The organism is Cloacibacterium sp., from assembly GCF_047601505.1.
Taxonomy (GTDB): Bacteria; Bacteroidota; Bacteroidia; order Flavobacteriales; family Weeksellaceae; genus Cloacibacterium.
Genome location: NZ_JASGJD010000001.1, coordinates 2,588,945 through 2,606,557, shown reverse-complemented (window position 1 = coordinate 2,606,557; position 17,613 = coordinate 2,588,945). Strand labels below are relative to the sequence as shown.

Genomic DNA, 17,613 nt, shown 5'->3' with positions numbered 1-17,613 from the left:
ATTATTTTTAATTAAGGATTAGAAATAATAAGGGTAGAAGGTACGTCAGAAAGCCATAAACTTTTACTATCAATAAGGTTTTTCCAACTTTTACTGCTTATTAACATTAAATCTTGAGATTTTAAGAATTCTTTTTCAATAGACTTTTCGTTATGAAGACTGATGTGGTTTGGTGCAATATGTTCAATATTTCTGATGAGTTCTCTAATTTCAATGTTCTTTTTTATTTGCCCTGCGGCATCTAATATAATGACTTGTGAATCATTGTTATTGATAAACCTTTTTGCATATTCTATAAGGTAAAAATCGTTGAGATCGAAGATTGGGATAAAAATTTTATCAGCAGATTCAAAATTTTTATCTACCATTACCCCTACAGGAATATTAGTTTTATCCAAAATTCTTAAAGTAAAATCATCAAAAGGAGAGTTATCAAAGATGTATGATTTGCCTTTTACGGTATTAAGAAGTTTTTCAGGGTTTATAATCTTAGTTGTGAATCCTAATAATTTTCCTAGTAATGTACCTTCGTAAATAGATTTTCCCAGCATAATGAGAAGAAAATCATAATTTCCTTTATTGGTAGCATCTACCAATTCAGCTTCTATATCATTAGATGCTTTAAAAAGAGTAGTTACTTGTAATTTTAATTGATGCGATGTTTCTATTACTTCATAAAAATGTTCTTTTTCATAGTTATCTATATCAAAAGGATGTAGCTCTTCTACAGGAGCTATATTCATTGCTGTAATACTTTTGTTTCCATTCATTTTATGAGTAAGATTGTCAGCGAGCTTAAGTAGGGTAGCTCCAGATTCTGATTTGTCAAAAGAAAGCAATACTTTATACTTGCCGTTGTTCTCATCTTCATTTTCTTCTATACTCGATTTTTTACCTTTAAATATGTAATTAATAAAATCTAATGAAGGTCCTGTCATAAAAGTAGTGAAAAGTGCCATTATTACCATCATTGCAAAGATTTCTGGACTTAATACTCCCAAATCATAACCAATATTTAGAACAATCAATTCCATTAAACCACGAGTATTCATTAATGCACCAATGGTAAGGCTATCTTTCCAATTTATTCTTAGGAATTTTGCAGTAAGGGCACTTCCTATAAATTTTCCAGTTACAGCTACCATAATAATTAAGCCTGTAATAATCCAAAGATGACTATCGTTTAGTAAACCAATTTGAGTTCTGAGTCCTGTAAAAACAAAGAACAAAGGCAAAAGAAGAACTAAAGCTACATCTTCAACTTTCTCTATAAAAAGATTTCTGAATTTAGTGTTTTCGGGCATAATTGCTCCTGCCATGAAAGCTCCAAATAATGCATGAATGCCAATAACTTCTGTAGTATAAGCTGAAATAATTAACGTTAAGAAAAATATTGCTACAATAGATTTACTAATTATGCCTTTTCCAGATTGTAATTCTCCTATTCTTTTTAAAAATGGTCTCACTACTTTTATCATTAAAAATACATAGGCAATAGCCATTAATATCACATAAATAGAACTAGCGAAAGAACCTGCTTTTACAATTGCTATTACAGCAGCTAATATACACCATGCCGTAATGTCATCAGCTGCAGCACATGTAATTACAATAGTTCCTAATTTTGTTTTTTGTAAGTTACGCTCTTGAACAATTCTTGCTAATACAGGGAATGCTGTAATGCTCATTGCTATAGCTATGAATAGTGCAAAAGAGCTGAATTGAATTCCATTTGGGGCGAACTCTTTATAGATGTAATATGATAATCCAACTCCTAAAGCAAAGGGAATAATGATACTTGCATGACTGATTACTACTGCATCATGGGCTTTTTTACGCAGAACGCTCAGGTCTAATTCCATTCCAACAATGTACATGAAAAGAATAAGCCCAATTTGACTTAAAAATTGTAAATTACCAAGTGATTCTTTTGGGAAAAGAAAAGCTGAAAACTCTGGGAAATATAATCCTACTAATGATGGGCCAAGAACGATGCCAGCAATCATTTCTCCAATTACCGCTGGTTGTTTTAATTTCATACAAATCCATCCAAATAGTCTAGCTGTTAAAATAATGGTAACAATTTGTGCAAGTAATAATGCTAACGGATGATGAAGGTTCGTCATGAAAGATTCTGTAAAGTTGTTCCACATAGAACCCTCTTTAACGTTGATTACAATATTTTCTCCTAATTCCAAAGTTTTACCTTGAATAAAAAACCAATAAATTACTCCTGAAAATATTGCTATTGTTAGGATGTAAAAAATGAAGTTTCTGTACTTTTCCATTGTTTCGTCTTGTTTTTCTATACAAATGTGAAAAGAAATAAAATGACAGTAAAATTTTGAAATGTGAAATGCAATAAAGATGCTTTTTTATGTAATGAAATTTATTTTTCAAATTTTTCTATGAGATTTTTTTTATATACTTCGCTCAAATGTAGTTTTAGAAGTTGTTCTCCATCATGCTGTGGTATATTGGTGAGAACTTCGTTTGAAGAAAATGCTTTAATGCATCTGAGAGCAATAATTTCTTTTTTGTTTATTTGGGCAAAATCGTTTGATGGTAATAATTCTAACAATGTTTTGAAATTGATGTTTTTTAAAAAAATATGAGAATGGTCTTTCATAATAATTTCTTTATCCCTGCTATCAATTTCAGAAGCTTTAATATAAGAAATTTGGTTGGTGAAAATTCTGCTTTTTCCAAGATTGGTATTCCACTCAATAAAATTGTTTTTAGAATTTTCGAGCAAAATTTTTACTTTCTCTATTGTTTGCAAAAGTCTCTCTCTTTTGATGGGCTTTCTTATGTAATCTATCACATTTAAATCAAAAGCTTCTGCTGCATATTCTTTATAAGCTGTAGTGAACACTATATTCTTATCAAATAATTTTTCTGCAACCTGCAAGCCATTTATTCCAGGCATCTCAATATCAAGAAAACACAAGTCGCAATCCAATTGCTCTATTTCTGCCAGAAAGTTTAAAGGATTATTAAAAACCTTTATTACTTCTACATCTTCTATTTGCTCGCATAATAGCTTTAGATAACTTATAGCTAAAAGCTCATCATCTAGTATAACGCACTTGATTGTACTTGTCATTAAGGTCTATTTTTAAGTGTGCTGTAAAAATATTGTTGTGGATTTCTTTGGTAATAGTGAATTTTTTTTTGTAAATCATTTTCAGCCTTTGGTCTAGAGATTCACTTCCAAAACCCGAGTTGTCTTTGCTTAAAGGAGATTTTAAGGAGATGCTGTTTTGAACTTTAATTTCAATAATCCCGTTTTTAAGAGAAAGTAAAACATAAATAAAAGCATCTTCTGCTAAAAAATCGGTGTGTTTAAAGGCGTTTTCTATAAAATCTACCGTTAATAACGGGGCTAAAACTTTTTCATTATATGTAGGATCTTCTTTATCAATATGATTTTTTATTCTGAAATTAAAAAGGGGATTCATCTTTATTTTGTTAATCTCAATAAGATTAATAGTGAATTCTAGTTCATTTTTTGGAGAAACAAATCTTTCACTGCTTTCATATAAAATATAATCTAAAACTCCAGACAATTTATCAAGTGAAACATAAGTTTGATACGCATGAGATTGTACAGAGTTGAGAATGTTTTTAAAAAGATGCGGGCTTAATTTAGTTTCTATATAATCTAATCTTATAGTATTTAAACGGTTCTTTAATGCTTTTTTTTCCTCGGTAAGAATATGTTTTTGTTTTTTAAGAGAATTGTTGTTATAAATTAAATAGATAATTGTAGTGAGCAAAAAAACTATTATGAAAATTATACCCCAAGAAGTATTACTAAAAAGAGAGTCCATATTGAATATTAATATAAACAAAGATAAAAATTACAGACGTTCAATTCTATAAAATTTTTATTTATTATTTCTATAGCAATTTTATGTTTATTGACAATAAATTAATATTATAATAAGATTGCTTTAGTTTATATTTGCTCAGGTTTCAATATTAATAAGTTAACAAGTGTTAGATGAATTGAAATTTTTATTAATTATTTCACTTTATGATTAAGCAATTTTCATATAAACGTTTTGGGAATATATCTTTTACAAAAGAATCTTTAGATGAAGAATTTTGGAATTCTATTGAAAATGACATAAAAATATTGTTTTTTCCAAGAGGCTCAATTGTACAAGTTGATTTTCAGGAATTTATGTTGGATGTAGATTCGTTGTTATTTGTTAATCCTAAAATAGTAATAAAGCCATGTGAAGCCATAGAAGCTACTTTAATGCATTTTAATAGAGATTTTTATTGTATTGAAATTCATGATCATGAAGTAGCCTGTGATGGAATATTATATAATAACGTTTTTGAAATTCTTTTTATTTCTTTAAATGATAATCAATCTCAAGAGATTAAAAATATTATTAATGAAATAAAAAATGAAATGAAAAGTGAAGATTCTAGTACTGAAGAAATGCTGAGAATTTTGTTGAAAATAATTATTTTAAAATCTACTAGAATTTGGAAAAAACAACATTATTTAGAAAATGATGACTTGCAAACAGAAGTTAATTTTTTAAGAAAATTTAGTTTGTTAGTAGAACGACATTATAAAACTCATCATAAAGTGTCCGATTATGCTGATATGCTATTTATGACCCCAAAAAATTTAGGTAAAAAAATTAGTCTTATCAGTAAAAAAACACCTAATGATATAATTAAAGATAGGCTTATTCTGGAAAGTAAACGCCTTTTGTTTTATACAAGCATGTCAGTGAAAGAAATTGCCTATAACTTAAATTATGACGATGATGCATACTTTGTTCGCTTTTTTACTAAAAATGCTGGTTTGTCGCCGGCCTCATTTAGAAAAAATTCTAAAATTTGATAAATTAATTATAAAGCATAGCTATAAGCTGTGCTTTTATTTTTATATCACTAGGAAAAAAGTACAATACAAAGAGAAAAGTGTCCATTGATGCCTTTGTTTTTTTAGCTCAATTTTGCCATATCAAAATATTATTAACAATTTAAAATTTAAAAATTATGAACAAGTTTACAGTAAAAGACGGAGCAGAAATTTATTTCAAAGATTTAGGAACCGGTCAACCCATTTTTTTTCATCATGGCTGGCCTTTAACATCTGATGATTGGGATGCTCAAATGATGTTTTTCTTAGAAAAAGGATTTAGAGTAATTGCACATGATAGAAGAGGGCATGGAAGATCTACTCAAACTTTTAAAGGGAATGATATGGATACCTATGCAGCAGATGTAGCAGAGTTAGTAGAATTCTTAGACTTAAAAAATACTATTCATATTGGACATTCTACAGGTGGTGGAGAGGCAATAAGATATGCCGCAAAGTTTGGTAAAGACCGAGTGGCTAAAGTTGTTTTAGTTAGCGCAATTACACCTTATATGATTCAAAATGAAAATAATCCTGATGGTGTTCCTTTGGCAGTTTTTGATGATATTCGATTTAATACAAAGCATCATAGAGCTCAATTTTATCAAGATATAACTTTCCCATTTTTTGGATATAATAGGGAAGGAGCTGATGTTAAAAAAGGAATTCAAGAGAATTGGTGGAGACAAGGAATGATGGGAGGAATAAAAGCTCAGTTTGATTGTATAAAAGTTTTTTCAGAAACAGATTTTACAGATGACCTTAAAACTGTAGATATTCCTGTATTAGTTTTACATGGCGATGATGACCAAATTGTACCTTATGCTACAACAGCGGTAAAAGCTGCGGAATTATTAAAAAATGGTAAACTTATAATTTATCCAGGATTTCCTCATGGAATGCCAACTACAGAAGCTGAGACGATTAATAAAGATATTCTTGAATTTATCAATTCTTAGGAATATAGAAATTAATTGACTTATTTTAATGCTCAATAAGAATGGAAGCTAATTCGCTTAGAATTAGCTTTTTTTGTTTGTGATTATAGTAAACTTAACTTATTATTTCTAAAAACAATGAGCTCTATTTTAATTTATTATATCGTATAATTAGAAATAACTAAACTTAAAATAAAGTCAACTAATTTTTGATCAGCATTTTTTCTATCAATAAGTCTATTTTTATATTCGTAAGAATTTAATATTTGAATTAATTTTTTGTATGTTTCTAAATGATTTTTTTTAATTTTGAATCTGGCATTGCCTTCTTTGGTATTGATGATGTTGTTATTTATAGTCCTGATTTTAAATAATGCAAATTCTAATGAGGATTGTGATTGTTTTGATTTTTTATGTCTTTCTACAATATTTATTTTAAAAAAGTCAAAAATAATATTGTGAAAAACAATGTTAGAGCCTCGTTTTTGTGTGTTGAGTTCAATTTTGAAATTCATGGTTTATTGTTTTGTTAATGATTAAAATTACAAAATATTTATTAACTATTAAAAAGTTATAAATTTTGAATTTACATTTTTGTCGAACATAAACAACTATAAATCATAGTTGCTTAAATGTGTTACAAGTAATACTTAAATTTACTAATGTTTTTGTAATTTAGCAAAATGTTAACCAATAACTTGGATATTGTATTGTAAACAATTTATACATCTAGTATAGATTGTTCATTCGTTTATTCTCGGATCATTCATTCGAGAAGTTTTCAATTGTAATAATTAAAGTATAATCAGCGTGCGGTAATAATGTATTACTGCAATACAAAAAAAATGAAACAATGAGTAACGAAATACATACAATTCACGATTTTGACTTAAATATAATCTATGAATATTTTTCAAGCACCGAAAGACAAGGTCCTGGAAACTCAAATATAACAATTAAAGCATTGAGCTTTATTGAAGGTTTAACAGATCATTCTAAGATAGCTGATATTGGCTGTGGGACAGGAGGACAAACAATGGTGTTAGGACAAAATATATCTTGTCAAATTATTGGTGTCGACATTTGGAATAATTTTATTGAACAATTTAACCAAAATGCATTAGATAAAAATCTTCAAAATAGGGTAAAAGGTATTGTCGGAACAATGGAAAGCTTGCCTTTTGAAGAAGAAGAGCTGGATTTAATTTGGTCTGAAGGAGCTATTTATAATATAGGTTTTGAGCGAGGAATGAATGAATGGAAGAAATATCTTAAAAAAGGTGGCTATATTGCAGTAACAGAAAATACGTGGTTTACAGATGAAAGACCTATTGAAATTCAAGAGTTTTGGGAAAAAGCTTATCCTGAAATAGATACTATTTCAAATAAAGTAAGACTAATGCAGAAAGCAGGATATTTACCCATTGCAATATTTGTTTTACCTGAATCTGTTTGGACAAATTATTATGCTGTAACCAGACGTTTACAAAAGGTTTTTCTGGAGAAGTATAAGAATAATAAAACTGTAGAAGAATTTATAACCTCTCAACGATACGAATCAGAATTATACGATCGATTTAAAGAATATTATGGTTATGTCTTTTTCATCGGAAAGAAAATATAATTTAAGTACTCTTTAAAATATTATATTAAAAACCTTTCTAATGCAGAAGTTTGCAGAAGAAGGGTTTTCCTTTTTTAGGGGATATATTTAATAATTGCTTCTTGTTAATAAGACTGCAATTATTATTTTATTGGAAACTGTTTTTTTGCTTAAAATGAGTGAGGGTTTTTATTAAATTTTCTCTAATATAACTTTCTGAAATGCTAGCATAGCCTTTTTATGATATATATCTTTCAAGAAAGTGATTGTAGCTTCTCTTTCGGTATTTCTTTCTTCCAAAGGAATGGCTCTCAACTCCGAAAAATCAAATAAAGAGCTACTCATCAATATTGTATTCCATCGTTTGGTATTGGTAAGTTTCAATAAACTGTGAATATCATTTATCTCCATTTGTATATTTAACCTTACATTGTTTTGTGTAAGAATTTCGTCTAAATAATTACGGATACTATAGCTTTGAGAAGCAATTACTAGGGGAACTTCTTTTATCATTTTTAAAGAAATTTTTTTTAATCTACTCCAAGGATGTGATTTGTGAACGATGAGAGACAATGTTGAAGTAAAAAGTGTTACAGTTTCTATATCTGAATTATTGTTAGACTTTGAAAGGAATGAAAGTATACAATCTAATTCATAATTTCTTAGTTTTTTTAATAGTTCTAAAGTTGAACCAAACACTATTTGAATTTGTATGTCAGGGTATTCTTGGCTAAAGGAAGTTAGAGAATTAATTAATATATGCGTCAATCCATAAGTAGATCCTATAATTAATTTACCTGTTTTTAGATTGTTTAGGTCTCTTAAAACTTGTTTGCTTTCTTCAGATTGATAAATCGTTTTTCTTGCATATTGAAGCATTATTTCACCAGCTTCAGTAAGTTTTACTCGCTTTCCAATACGGTCGAATAATGAGATATTCAAACTGTTCTCCAATTCCTTTATTTGTTGTGAAAGAGTACTTTGAGTAATGAAAAGTTCTTCCGAAGCTTTAGTGAAATTTGACAACTCAGCGGCTCGTATAAAATATTTTAATTGACGTAGCTCCATTTTTTTAACAAAGATAGTTTTCTAAATCGAAATTAACGATTAATTATATCGAAAAATGTCGTTTACTAGATTAAGAGATATTGTTTTACTTTGTCATATCAAATTATTAATATTTAAAATTTAAGAAAAATGGAAATTTTACAAACTAAAGAAAATGCCTTATCTGCATCTGTCGTATCAGCAATTATAAATGCTCCGATTGAAAAAGTAAACATTGCTGATTGGTTATTAAATCTCCCAGATGCTGAGTATCAACGTTGTTCGGTTAATCATATTGGTGCAGGTATTACTACTAATTTTGAAGGTAAGCCAATGTCTATTAATGTAGAATATGTGGGAACGGCACTTGTCATTCAGCATTATGTAGCTACTGAATATAGCTCAGATTATTGTCGAATGCTTTCTCTTTCAGATACTATTACTTCTAATGGTCGTTCTAAAGTGCAAGTGCTGTGGGAGCTGAGAGCTGAAAAGATTGATGGAAATAGTTGCAAATTTACCAATACAATCCATGCTACTGCTACACTTGAATTTTTGATATTTATTAGAGAAAATAATATTACATTAGAGAATGCTGCAAAAGCTCGTCAGGAAGCATCTGATGCGCATAATCATGAAGAAACGCCACTCTTTGCTAAGAGTATTGAAAATAAAGCGTTGTATGGAAAATATAATTTACCACTATAAAATAAAAAATAATGAAATCAATTATCATTACACAATTCGGAGGGCCAGATGTTTTAAAAGTTGTAAATGTTCCTAATTTAGATACTTTAAAAAATGAAGTACTCATTGAAGTAAAGGCTTCAGGTATTAATCGTAGTGATATATTGCAACGTGAAGGTAAATATGCCGCTCCAGCAGAAAATTCAATTATTATTCCGGGTTTAGAAGTAGCAGGTGTAATAGTAGCTTGTGGCTCTGAAGTTACTCGTTTTAAGATTGGAGACAAAGTATGTGCCTTACTTTCAGGTGGTGGATACTCGCAGTTTGTAACGGTTAATGAAGGGCAATGTTTATCTGTTCCTAGTGGATTAGGATTTATTGAAGCCGCAAGTTTACCGGAGACCATTTTTACAGTTTGGTCAAATGTTTTTGAGAGAGGTCATATTCAATCTGGAGAAACTTTACTAGTACATGGTGGAAGCAGCGGAATTGGTATTACAGCTATTCAAATTGCACATGCTTTAGGTATCAAAGTGGTGACAACTGTTGGCTCGAAAAGTAAAGCAGACTTTTGTTATGAGCTTGGAGCAGACTTATGTATTAATTACAAAATACAGGATTTTGAAAGAGAATTGAAGAATGAAGGTGTAGACGTGATTCTTGATATGCGGGGTGGAGATTATTTTCAAAAAAATCTGAATATTCTGAATAAAGAAGGTCGCTTAATTCATATCAATTCGGAAGGAGGAGATAAGGTGGAGCTTAGCATTTGGGAAATTATGACTAAAAGATTGACCATAACAGGAAGTACCCTTAGAGATAGAGATTATAGGTACAAAACTCAATTAGCAAATGCAGTCTATCAAAATGTATGGTCGCTAATTGAATCTGGATGCTTCAAACCGGTTGTTTATAAAACGTTTCCTTATTGGGATGTAATAGAAGCTCATCGATGCCTTGAAAAAGGAGAGCATATAGGGAAAGTAATGCTGAGCTGGGATTAATTAATATTTGGATTATGAGTCAACAAAAATGAAAATAATGTGTCTTTAGATGTAAATAATTATTTTTTTTAGCTTGTAAAATATACTTTTATGTATTGAAAGAGTGATTCTAATGATAATTTAAAATCACTCTTTTACAATATAAATTGAGAAACTATTATTGTATTGTATAATTTTTCATATCCACTTCTGATAGTCTGAAATACCCGAATGGTGTATTTGCAGAATTGGTTTTGTTGCTAATATTTCCGAAGACTGAAGTTGGTGTAGTTGCAAAAGGTGTAAGTATGATTGTTGTAATTAATTTTATCATTTCTTTATTTTGCTATATATTTAGACTTATTGCTTTAATTTTCAGAAAAGAAAGTAATATTCTCATTAAATATTTTGCTTATTCGTTAGCTTTTTTAGTAGTATTTATCCCTTTAATAGTTGTTTTAAATATTTTCAATGTTAAAATATTTTAGAAATGTACTGAGAGTATTGATAAAGAATAATAAATCTAGATTTAAAGCTAAATAATCATTTAGTAGCTTATAAAAATATTATTCCCGAAGTTTTTTTCACCCTTCATAAATCAATTTTCACCGAAAGTTTTATAGATTCTACCGAATGAAATTGAAATTGATAAGTCATGATTCTATTTTTACTGAAAAATAAATATAGAAAATGAAGAAATTATATTATTCGGTATTGGTGCTTTTGATGAGCAATGCTATCCTTCAAGCGCAGACTACTGTAAACGGGACGGTAAAAGATTCTTCGGGAAAGCCTATTGCATTTGCTGTTTTAACAGTGAATAATGATAAAGAAAAAACAATCAGCATTGAGAAAATAGCAGATGAAAATGGTAATTTTCAGATTTTTATTCCAGAATCAGGTCAATTTGTATTAAATGTGACTGCTGACAAGTTTGCTACTTATTCCAAAGCTTTTTCTTTTACAGAAACTACGCAAAATGTGAGTATTGAGCTCTATAAAGAAAAAACCATCGATATTAACGAGGTGGTAATCAAAAAATCAAAACCTATTATTCAACGTAAAATTGATAGAGTAGTGCTGAATGTTTCAGAGCACCCTTCCACAGCAGGAAAGAGTTCATTGGATTTATTTAAAATGGCATCAGGAGTTTTTGTAAGTAGCGGAAAAGTATCCATTAATGGTGTTTGGGGAACAAGGGTAATGGTAGATGGTAAAATGCTGAATTTAAGTGGTGACGATCTTAAAAATTATTTACAAAATCTTCGTTCTAATGAAATAGCATCAATTGAAATTATAGCTCATCCTTCGGCAGAGTTTGATGCAGAAGGTTCAGGAGGAATTATTAATATTGTATTGAAAAAAAATACCAAGCAAGGATTAAACGGTTATATTGGTGCAGATAATTCTTTGGGTTTAGGAAAGTTTCCCTCTTATAATCCTTATGCCTCTTTGAATTTCAAAAAAGGAAAACTAGGGCTTGCAGCAAGCTATTCTTATAACAATAGCAAAAATTTTGAAGAATTAACACAGCAACGAGATTTCCCCGAAAATGGTAAGTATAACCAATCGGTTAATGATGTACAGAAAAATAAAAGTAATCGAGTAAAAATTGGTGCAACGTATGATATTTCGTCAAAACAATTTTTAGGAATTTCTTACACTGGGCAGTTTAGTAAGTTTAAAAGTGCTTCAGAATCGTATTCGCAGATTATTTATCCAGATGTTTCTAAAAACATTAAATCGATAGGAAGTTTTCCTACAGATTCGGATACACAATATCATAATACAGGACTTAATTATAGTATAAAAACAGACACTCTGGGTTCTAAGTTTACTTTTATAGCAGATTATACTTACAATAAAAGAAAAGGAAACAGCTATAGTGGTAGTAAAAATTATGATATTTACAATAACATTGTTAGCGATACTTTGTTTCGTTTCCATTATCCAAGTGAAGCAAAAATACTGACGGCGGAAGGAAAATACAGTTGGAATTTTAAGTCGGGTAAAAATTTAGCATTTGGTGCTAAAGCTACTTCTACTCAAATAGACAATACCAATTCTTATGAAGCGTTTGATTCTGTTTGGAGTTCTACGCCAGAATTAGATTTTAATTTTGATTATCGAGAAAAAGTATATGCTGGATTTGTAAATTTTAGTGGAAATTGGGGAAAAACAGAATACCAATTAGGAACGAGAGGCGAGCAAACAGTAGTAGATGCAAGTTTGTACGGCAGTCAACAAGGTGAAATCTCACAAAACTATTTTAGCTTTTTCCCTTCACTTTTTTTGAAAAGAAATTTGAATGAAGAAGGAAGCAATTATCTGGGCTTTTCTTATAATAGAAGAATTAAGAGACCTTCTTATTTTGATTTGAATCCGTACAAATATTATATAGACAATTATTCGGTAACCACAGGAAATCCTTATCTAAAACCGCAATACACCAATTCTTTTGAAATATCAGGATTATGGAGTGGTAAATATTATACTGCTTTAGGATATTCTTATACAGAAGATGTTATTTCACAAATTATTCAAAATAACGGAGAAGAATTACTTACCATAATAAAAGCGAATGCAGGTAATTCTGGTGTTTACACCGCAACATTGAGTGCTCCTTTGAAAATTGCTAAATGGTGGACTACAAGTAATAACCTTCTGTTGACATATACCATTTCTAAATCTCCTTATTTTAAAATTGAAAAACCTTCGTTTGTTCTTCAAACAGAGCAGGAAATAGATTTAGGAAAAGAGTATTCTATGAGTCTTAATGCTTTTTATACTCCGCAAATGGTAAGTGGAAATATTCTTACCAAGAGCATTGCCAGCGTAGATGTAGGTTTTCAAAAAAAATTCTTGAAAAATCAGTTCACTGCAAAAGTTTCGTTTAGTGATATTTTTTATACAAGTCCTTACAAAGCAACGAGCTATTTTAATAATACAGAAATTAAAATATCTCACAAAGAGCAATCTAGGATGGTTTCATTCTCTTTAATTTATACCTTCAAAACTGGAGAGGATTTCAAAGCTAAAAAAATTGAAAGCAGTAGCACTGAAGAAAAAAGCAGACTTTAATGTTCACCTTTTTACCTTATAATTAAAAATTACAGCTTCAAAAGTTTATCTTTGAAGCTGTGTTTTCAACTTCTGATATGAATAAGACAAAAATATTTACCAATCCGATATTACAGAAACTAACGCAATTAGATTTTGATAAATTCTATACCAAAAGAAACAGAATTCTATACCATTTTTTGGTGTGGATAATTTTTTCAATTTTTCTGTTTTTGCAGTTTTATTATATGTTTAATGAGAGAATTGCACTTTTTTTTACCATTCGATATACCTTTTCTACACTCTTTTCTTTCTACTTATTTTCAGTTTTTTTTAATAGAATTAGCAATATTTTTCAGTTTGTGATATTGTTTATAATCTCAACTTTTTTGTGGCTTATGGTAAGTCATTCTTTTTTTATTCTTGCTTACTATCTTCAATATGATATTCACGAAATTCAAAACCCTGGTAAACTCACTACTTATCCGCCAAAATTTATAGAGGTTTTTTCGGTAGATTATTATATTAAAAATATACTTTGGGTATTGTTTTTCCTTGTGCCGTTTTTTTTCTTAAAAACTTTAATGGAACTTGCAAAAACGTACAGCTCTGCCTTGAAATTTCAAAAAGAAAAATCGGAACTTGAGGTTAAAAACATCAATATTGAAAAAGATTTTTTAAAAACGCAACTCAATCCCCATTTCCTGTTTAACACCCTAAATAATCTATACGGATTAACAGTGAAAAAATCTGATTTGGCACCTGAGGTTGTTCTTAATCTTTCAGAAATAATGAGTTACAATCTGTATGAATCTAATACAGAAAAGGTTTCTCTAGAAAAAGAATTGGATTTTATTCGCAATTATGTAGAACTCGAAAAAATGCGTTATTCTACAGAAAAAGATATTCAACTGAAAATAGAAGGCGAAGAAAATGCGTTGGGCTTATTAATTGCGCCTCTTCTTACATTTACCCTCATAGAAAATGCTTTTAAATACGGATTGAAAAGCAAGCATCCTTTTATCAATATTCAAATTAAAATTGAGAAAACAGCATTTAGCTTTATTATAGAAAACGATGCTATTTTTAAGGAAAATAGTAATGCTTATGGAGGTATAGGACTAGAGAATGTAAAAAAAAGATTGCAATTAATCTATCCCGAAAAATATGAAATGAATATAGGAACTGAAAACAATATCTTTACCGCAACCCTGAAAATAGACCTTTAATAATGGAAAAATTGATTACTTGTATTGTTATTGATGACGAACCTATCGGAAGAGAAATTGTAGAAGGTTTTGTTGGGAAAATACCATTTCTACAAATGCTAAAATCCTTTGATGAACCTTTAGAAGCACTGCAATTTCTTCAGGAAAATGAAGTTGATATTATCTTTAGTGATATTCAGATGCCTAATATTAATGGTATGGAATTGGTGCGTTCTCTTCATCATTCTCCCATGGTTGTTTTTATCACAGCGCATCGTGATTTTGCATTAGATGGTTTTGACACGGGAGTTGTAGATTATCTTGTAAAACCGGTTCGGTTTGATCGTTTCTTGAAAGCTGTAAACAGAGCTAAAGAATTCCTAACTCTTAAATACCAAGCAACATCTGTTCATCAAATTAATAATGATAGAATTTTTATAAAATCTGATGGTAAGTTAATTAAGATTATGTTAGACGAAATTCTCTATGTAGAAGCTCAAGGAGATTACCTGAAATTTGTATTGACCAATGATTCTTATACTACTTATACAACTCTTAAGTCTATGGAAGACGTTTTGAAACTTCCTAAGTTTTTCCGAGTTCAACGTTCATTTATTCTTAATCTGGAATCTGTCAGAAGTATTAACGGAAATATGGTAGAACTCGTTAACGGAAAAACTATTTCTATTGCTCTTAATAAAAAAGAAGAACTCTATCAATTACTAGGAATTAGAGGGTGAATTACACTATCTCACAAACTTTGTGATTATATCCAATCTAATTGATGTTTTGTTAATTCATTTTCGGTATCGCCTGTATTTAATGTAGAGGCAGGTTCAAAAAGCATTACTAAAACTTCATTTTCGGCAACAGGCTTGTGTTCTACACCTTTTGGAACGATTAAAAATTCGTTTTTGTTAAGCGTTACAGTTTTGTCTCGAAATTCAATTTTCAATATACCATCAACAACTAAAAACATTTCATCTTCGTTATCGTGCTTATGCCATACAAATTCTCCTTTGAATTTAGCTAGTTTTACATTTTGTCCATTCAATTCGCCTACAATTTTTGGAGACCAATATTCTGAAAAAAGAGAAAATTTTTCTGATAACGTTATTTTGTTTATTTCTTTCATTTTCAATTGTTTATATTTTTTTAGAATCATTTATACTTTACGGTGTGCGAATAATGACGTAGTTTAAAAGTATTTTTAGTTATACAAATATAATTTTTAATCCTGAACTTAGTATTTATCGTTCTAAAATAATTCTACAAGCCATTAAAGGAATACTATAATAGTTATGAAGAATTTGTATGTTTATGTTATATATTTTAGTTAATTTGAGAGGCTTCGACTGTGCTTTTTAAGACTATGTAAGTTATGAGTTTGTTCTTCGAGAACATTGTTCTAATATTGCTCAGTATGACGGATGTGGCTAATCTTACAATATTCTATATATTTTTAACACAATTTGTCAAAAGTAACTTTCACTCAATTTTTACGACTATTTTGAAAAAGAAATATGAATCTAAAATCACTTATATTTTTCCTTTTACTGTCAAATATTTTTATAAGTTCCCAAACAATTATTCAAGGTGTTGTAAAAAATGAAGAAGACGGAAATTTGTCATATTGTGCAATAGGAATTAAGGATACTAATATTGGAGCAATCACTAATGAAAAAGGATTTTATAAAATTGCTATTCCTGATGAATTGAAAAATAAGAAAATTGTTTTTAAAGCAGAAGGTTATTTGGAAAAGAGTATTGAACTTTCTGACTTGAAAATTAATCCAAATGTATATTTAAAAATTAAAACTTCAAATATTCAGGAAGTTATACTAACTGTTAAAAAATTAAAAGAGAAAACTCTAGGAGAGAAAAAACGACCTTTTTTAACCTTTTCAAAAATGTTTGACAAAAATGTTCCAACGATTGAACAAGGAAATATTTTTGATATTTATAAAAAAACAAAATTGAAGTCTTTCAGTTTTCATATAATTCCAAGTTCAAAATATGAACAGATAACTTTGAAATTAAATATCTATAATGTAAAAAATTCAATACCCAACCAATCAATATTAAATGATAATATTATTTACAAAACCTCTTCCACAGGTTGGCAAAAAATAGATTTATCTAAGTATAAATTACTTTTTAATAATTTAGATAAAATTGCCATCACACTGCAATTAGTGGAATATATCCCATCGAAAGATACAGATTTTGTATTTGGAATTTCTGCAAAAAAATCTCTCTCAAAAAATTTAATATTTAGGTTTCAAAGTCAATCTCAATGGGAAGAAAGTGATGGAACTTTTCTTACAAATCTTGATATTGGTTATGATAAGAAAGGAAGTATTGTTTCCGAGACCAAAAAAAGTAAGGAAGAAATCACAGAAAATGAAAACAAACTCATTAGTTTTTATAAGGGAAGAGAAGAAGGTTTGAAAACAATTTATGGCAACAATCCAAATGGAAATTATATTAATCTTAATGATGCCAAAATCTATTATGAAGAATATGGTAAAGGCGAACCTTTAATTTTCTTGGAAGGAAATAATGGGCTAATCTCAGATTTTTATAATCAAATTGCATTTTTTTCAAAACAATATCGTGTTATTTCTTTGGATACAAGAGCCCAAGGGAAAAGTTTAGACTTCGCAGAAAAAGATTATGGATATGAGAAACTAGCAGACGATTTACTACAATTAATAATACAACTCAAACTGGAAAAAGTAAACATCGTTGGTTGGAGTGATGGAGGAATCACTGGTTTAATCTTCAATTCCAAATATCCTAATCTTGTAAATAAATTGGTTACAATTGGAGCAAATACAAATCCTAACGGTGTAAAAGAAGAATTATTGACATCTATAAAAGATAGGTATGAAAGTACAAATGACGAAAAGGAAAAGAGGAGATTGAATTTAATGCTAAAATATCCAAATATCACAGATGGTGATTTAAAAAAAATAAAAAACCCAGTTTTAGTTATTGCAGCAGATAATGATGAAATAAAACTAGAACATACAGAACAAATTGCAAAAATGATTGATAATTCAGAATTAGAAATCATTAAGAAAAGCTCACATAATGTTCCTTTCGACCAACCAAAAATTCTGAATAATAAAATTTTTGATTTTCTAAAAAAATAACAAATAAAGTGTAACTTGAGAAACAGAACAATTCATTA

At 29.1% G+C, this 17,613-nt stretch carries 16 protein-coding genes; 9 read left to right on the top strand and 7 right to left on the bottom strand.

Going from position 1 to position 17,613, the window contains the following annotated elements; all coding sequences use genetic code 11:
- Positions 1 to 11: 11 nt before the first annotated feature.
- The 3 genes from QM746_RS11880 to QM746_RS11870 all read right to left on the bottom strand — a co-directional run bounded on the left by QM746_RS11880 (position 12) and on the right by QM746_RS11870 (position 3,833).
- Entirely contained in the window at positions 12 to 2,288 is a 2,277-nt protein-coding gene (locus QM746_RS11880) for a cation:proton antiporter (RefSeq protein WP_414984425.1), read from the bottom strand.
- 101 nt (positions 2,289 to 2,389) lie between these two features.
- Positions 2,390 to 3,106 (bottom strand): LytR/AlgR family response regulator transcription factor, encoded by a 717-nt coding sequence (locus QM746_RS11875; protein WP_414984424.1) that lies wholly within the window; start codon positions 3,104 to 3,106, stop codon positions 2,390 to 2,392.
- The gene (locus QM746_RS11870) at positions 3,072 to 3,833 is read right to left on the bottom strand and encodes a histidine kinase (protein ID WP_414984423.1); all 762 of its coding nucleotides are present in this window, start codon (positions 3,831 to 3,833) and stop codon (positions 3,072 to 3,074) included. The genes QM746_RS11875 and QM746_RS11870 overlap by 35 nt, the downstream gene beginning before the upstream one ends.
- Positions 3,834 to 4,039: 206 nt before the next feature.
- On the opposite strand from QM746_RS11870, the gene QM746_RS11865 reads away from it, so the two are divergent.
- Together QM746_RS11865 and QM746_RS11860 are read left to right on the top strand one after the other, a co-directional pair.
- Positions 4,040 to 4,870, top strand: a complete 831-nt coding sequence (locus QM746_RS11865) for a helix-turn-helix domain-containing protein (RefSeq protein ID WP_414984422.1) — start codon at positions 4,040 to 4,042, stop codon at positions 4,868 to 4,870.
- Between the two features lie 158 nt (positions 4,871 to 5,028).
- A complete protein-coding gene (locus QM746_RS11860; RefSeq protein ID WP_414984421.1) occupies positions 5,029 to 5,850 on the top strand; it encodes an alpha/beta fold hydrolase in 822 nt (273 codons plus the stop codon).
- Between the two features lie 137 nt (positions 5,851 to 5,987).
- Here QM746_RS11860 and QM746_RS11855 read toward each other — a convergent pair whose 3' ends face one another.
- On the bottom strand, positions 5,988 to 6,344 hold the full coding sequence (locus QM746_RS11855) for a prevent-host-death protein (RefSeq protein ID WP_414984420.1): 357 nt from the start codon (positions 6,342 to 6,344) through the stop codon (positions 5,988 to 5,990).
- A gap of 338 nt (positions 6,345 to 6,682) precedes the next feature.
- Between QM746_RS11855 and QM746_RS11850 the strand changes: the two genes are divergently transcribed.
- On the top strand, positions 6,683 to 7,453 hold the full coding sequence (locus tag QM746_RS11850; RefSeq protein ID WP_414984419.1) for a class I SAM-dependent methyltransferase: 771 nt from the start codon (positions 6,683 to 6,685) through the stop codon (positions 7,451 to 7,453).
- A gap of 171 nt (positions 7,454 to 7,624) precedes the next feature.
- On the opposite strand, the gene QM746_RS11845 is transcribed toward QM746_RS11850, so the two are convergent.
- Complete coding sequence (locus QM746_RS11845; RefSeq protein WP_414984418.1) at positions 7,625 to 8,500, bottom strand: LysR substrate-binding domain-containing protein; 876 nt, start codon at positions 8,498 to 8,500, stop codon at positions 7,625 to 7,627.
- 129 nt (positions 8,501 to 8,629) lie between these two features.
- Between QM746_RS11845 and QM746_RS11840 the strand changes: the two genes are divergently transcribed.
- Both QM746_RS11840 and QM746_RS11835 read left to right on the top strand, forming a co-directional pair.
- The gene (locus QM746_RS11840) at positions 8,630 to 9,187 is read left to right on the top strand and encodes a hypothetical protein (protein WP_414984417.1); all 558 of its coding nucleotides are present in this window, start codon (positions 8,630 to 8,632) and stop codon (positions 9,185 to 9,187) included.
- 11 nt (positions 9,188 to 9,198) lie between these two features.
- Positions 9,199 to 10,170 (top strand): NAD(P)H-quinone oxidoreductase, encoded by a 972-nt coding sequence (locus QM746_RS11835; protein ID WP_414984416.1) that lies wholly within the window; start codon positions 9,199 to 9,201, stop codon positions 10,168 to 10,170.
- 157 nt (positions 10,171 to 10,327) lie between these two features.
- Here QM746_RS11835 and QM746_RS11830 read toward each other — a convergent pair whose 3' ends face one another.
- The gene (locus tag QM746_RS11830; RefSeq protein ID WP_414984415.1) at positions 10,328 to 10,483 is read right to left on the bottom strand and encodes a hypothetical protein; all 156 of its coding nucleotides are present in this window, start codon (positions 10,481 to 10,483) and stop codon (positions 10,328 to 10,330) included.
- Between the two features lie 356 nt (positions 10,484 to 10,839).
- Between QM746_RS11830 and QM746_RS11825 the strand changes: the two genes are divergently transcribed.
- The 3 genes from QM746_RS11825 to QM746_RS11815 all read left to right on the top strand — a co-directional run bounded on the left by QM746_RS11825 (position 10,840) and on the right by QM746_RS11815 (position 15,157).
- The gene (locus QM746_RS11825) at positions 10,840 to 13,230 is read left to right on the top strand and encodes an outer membrane beta-barrel protein (protein ID WP_414984414.1); all 2,391 of its coding nucleotides are present in this window, start codon (positions 10,840 to 10,842) and stop codon (positions 13,228 to 13,230) included.
- A 377-nt stretch (positions 13,231 to 13,607) separates the two neighbouring features.
- The gene (locus QM746_RS11820) at positions 13,608 to 14,438 is read left to right on the top strand and encodes a sensor histidine kinase (protein WP_414984413.1); all 831 of its coding nucleotides are present in this window, start codon (positions 13,608 to 13,610) and stop codon (positions 14,436 to 14,438) included.
- Between the two features lie 2 nt (positions 14,439 to 14,440).
- Positions 14,441 to 15,157, top strand: a complete 717-nt coding sequence (locus QM746_RS11815) for a LytR/AlgR family response regulator transcription factor (RefSeq protein ID WP_414984412.1) — start codon at positions 14,441 to 14,443, stop codon at positions 15,155 to 15,157.
- 26 nt (positions 15,158 to 15,183) lie between these two features.
- Here the strand turns inward: QM746_RS11815 and QM746_RS11810 are convergent, their stop codons facing one another.
- Entirely contained in the window at positions 15,184 to 15,552 is a 369-nt protein-coding gene (locus tag QM746_RS11810; protein WP_414984411.1) for a cupin domain-containing protein, read from the bottom strand.
- 388 nt (positions 15,553 to 15,940) lie between these two features.
- Between QM746_RS11810 and QM746_RS11805 the strand changes: the two genes are divergently transcribed.
- Positions 15,941 to 17,575, top strand: coding sequence for an alpha/beta fold hydrolase (locus tag QM746_RS11805; protein WP_414984410.1), 1,635 nt, complete (start codon positions 15,941 to 15,943; stop codon positions 17,573 to 17,575).
- Positions 17,576 to 17,613 lie beyond the last annotated feature (38 nt).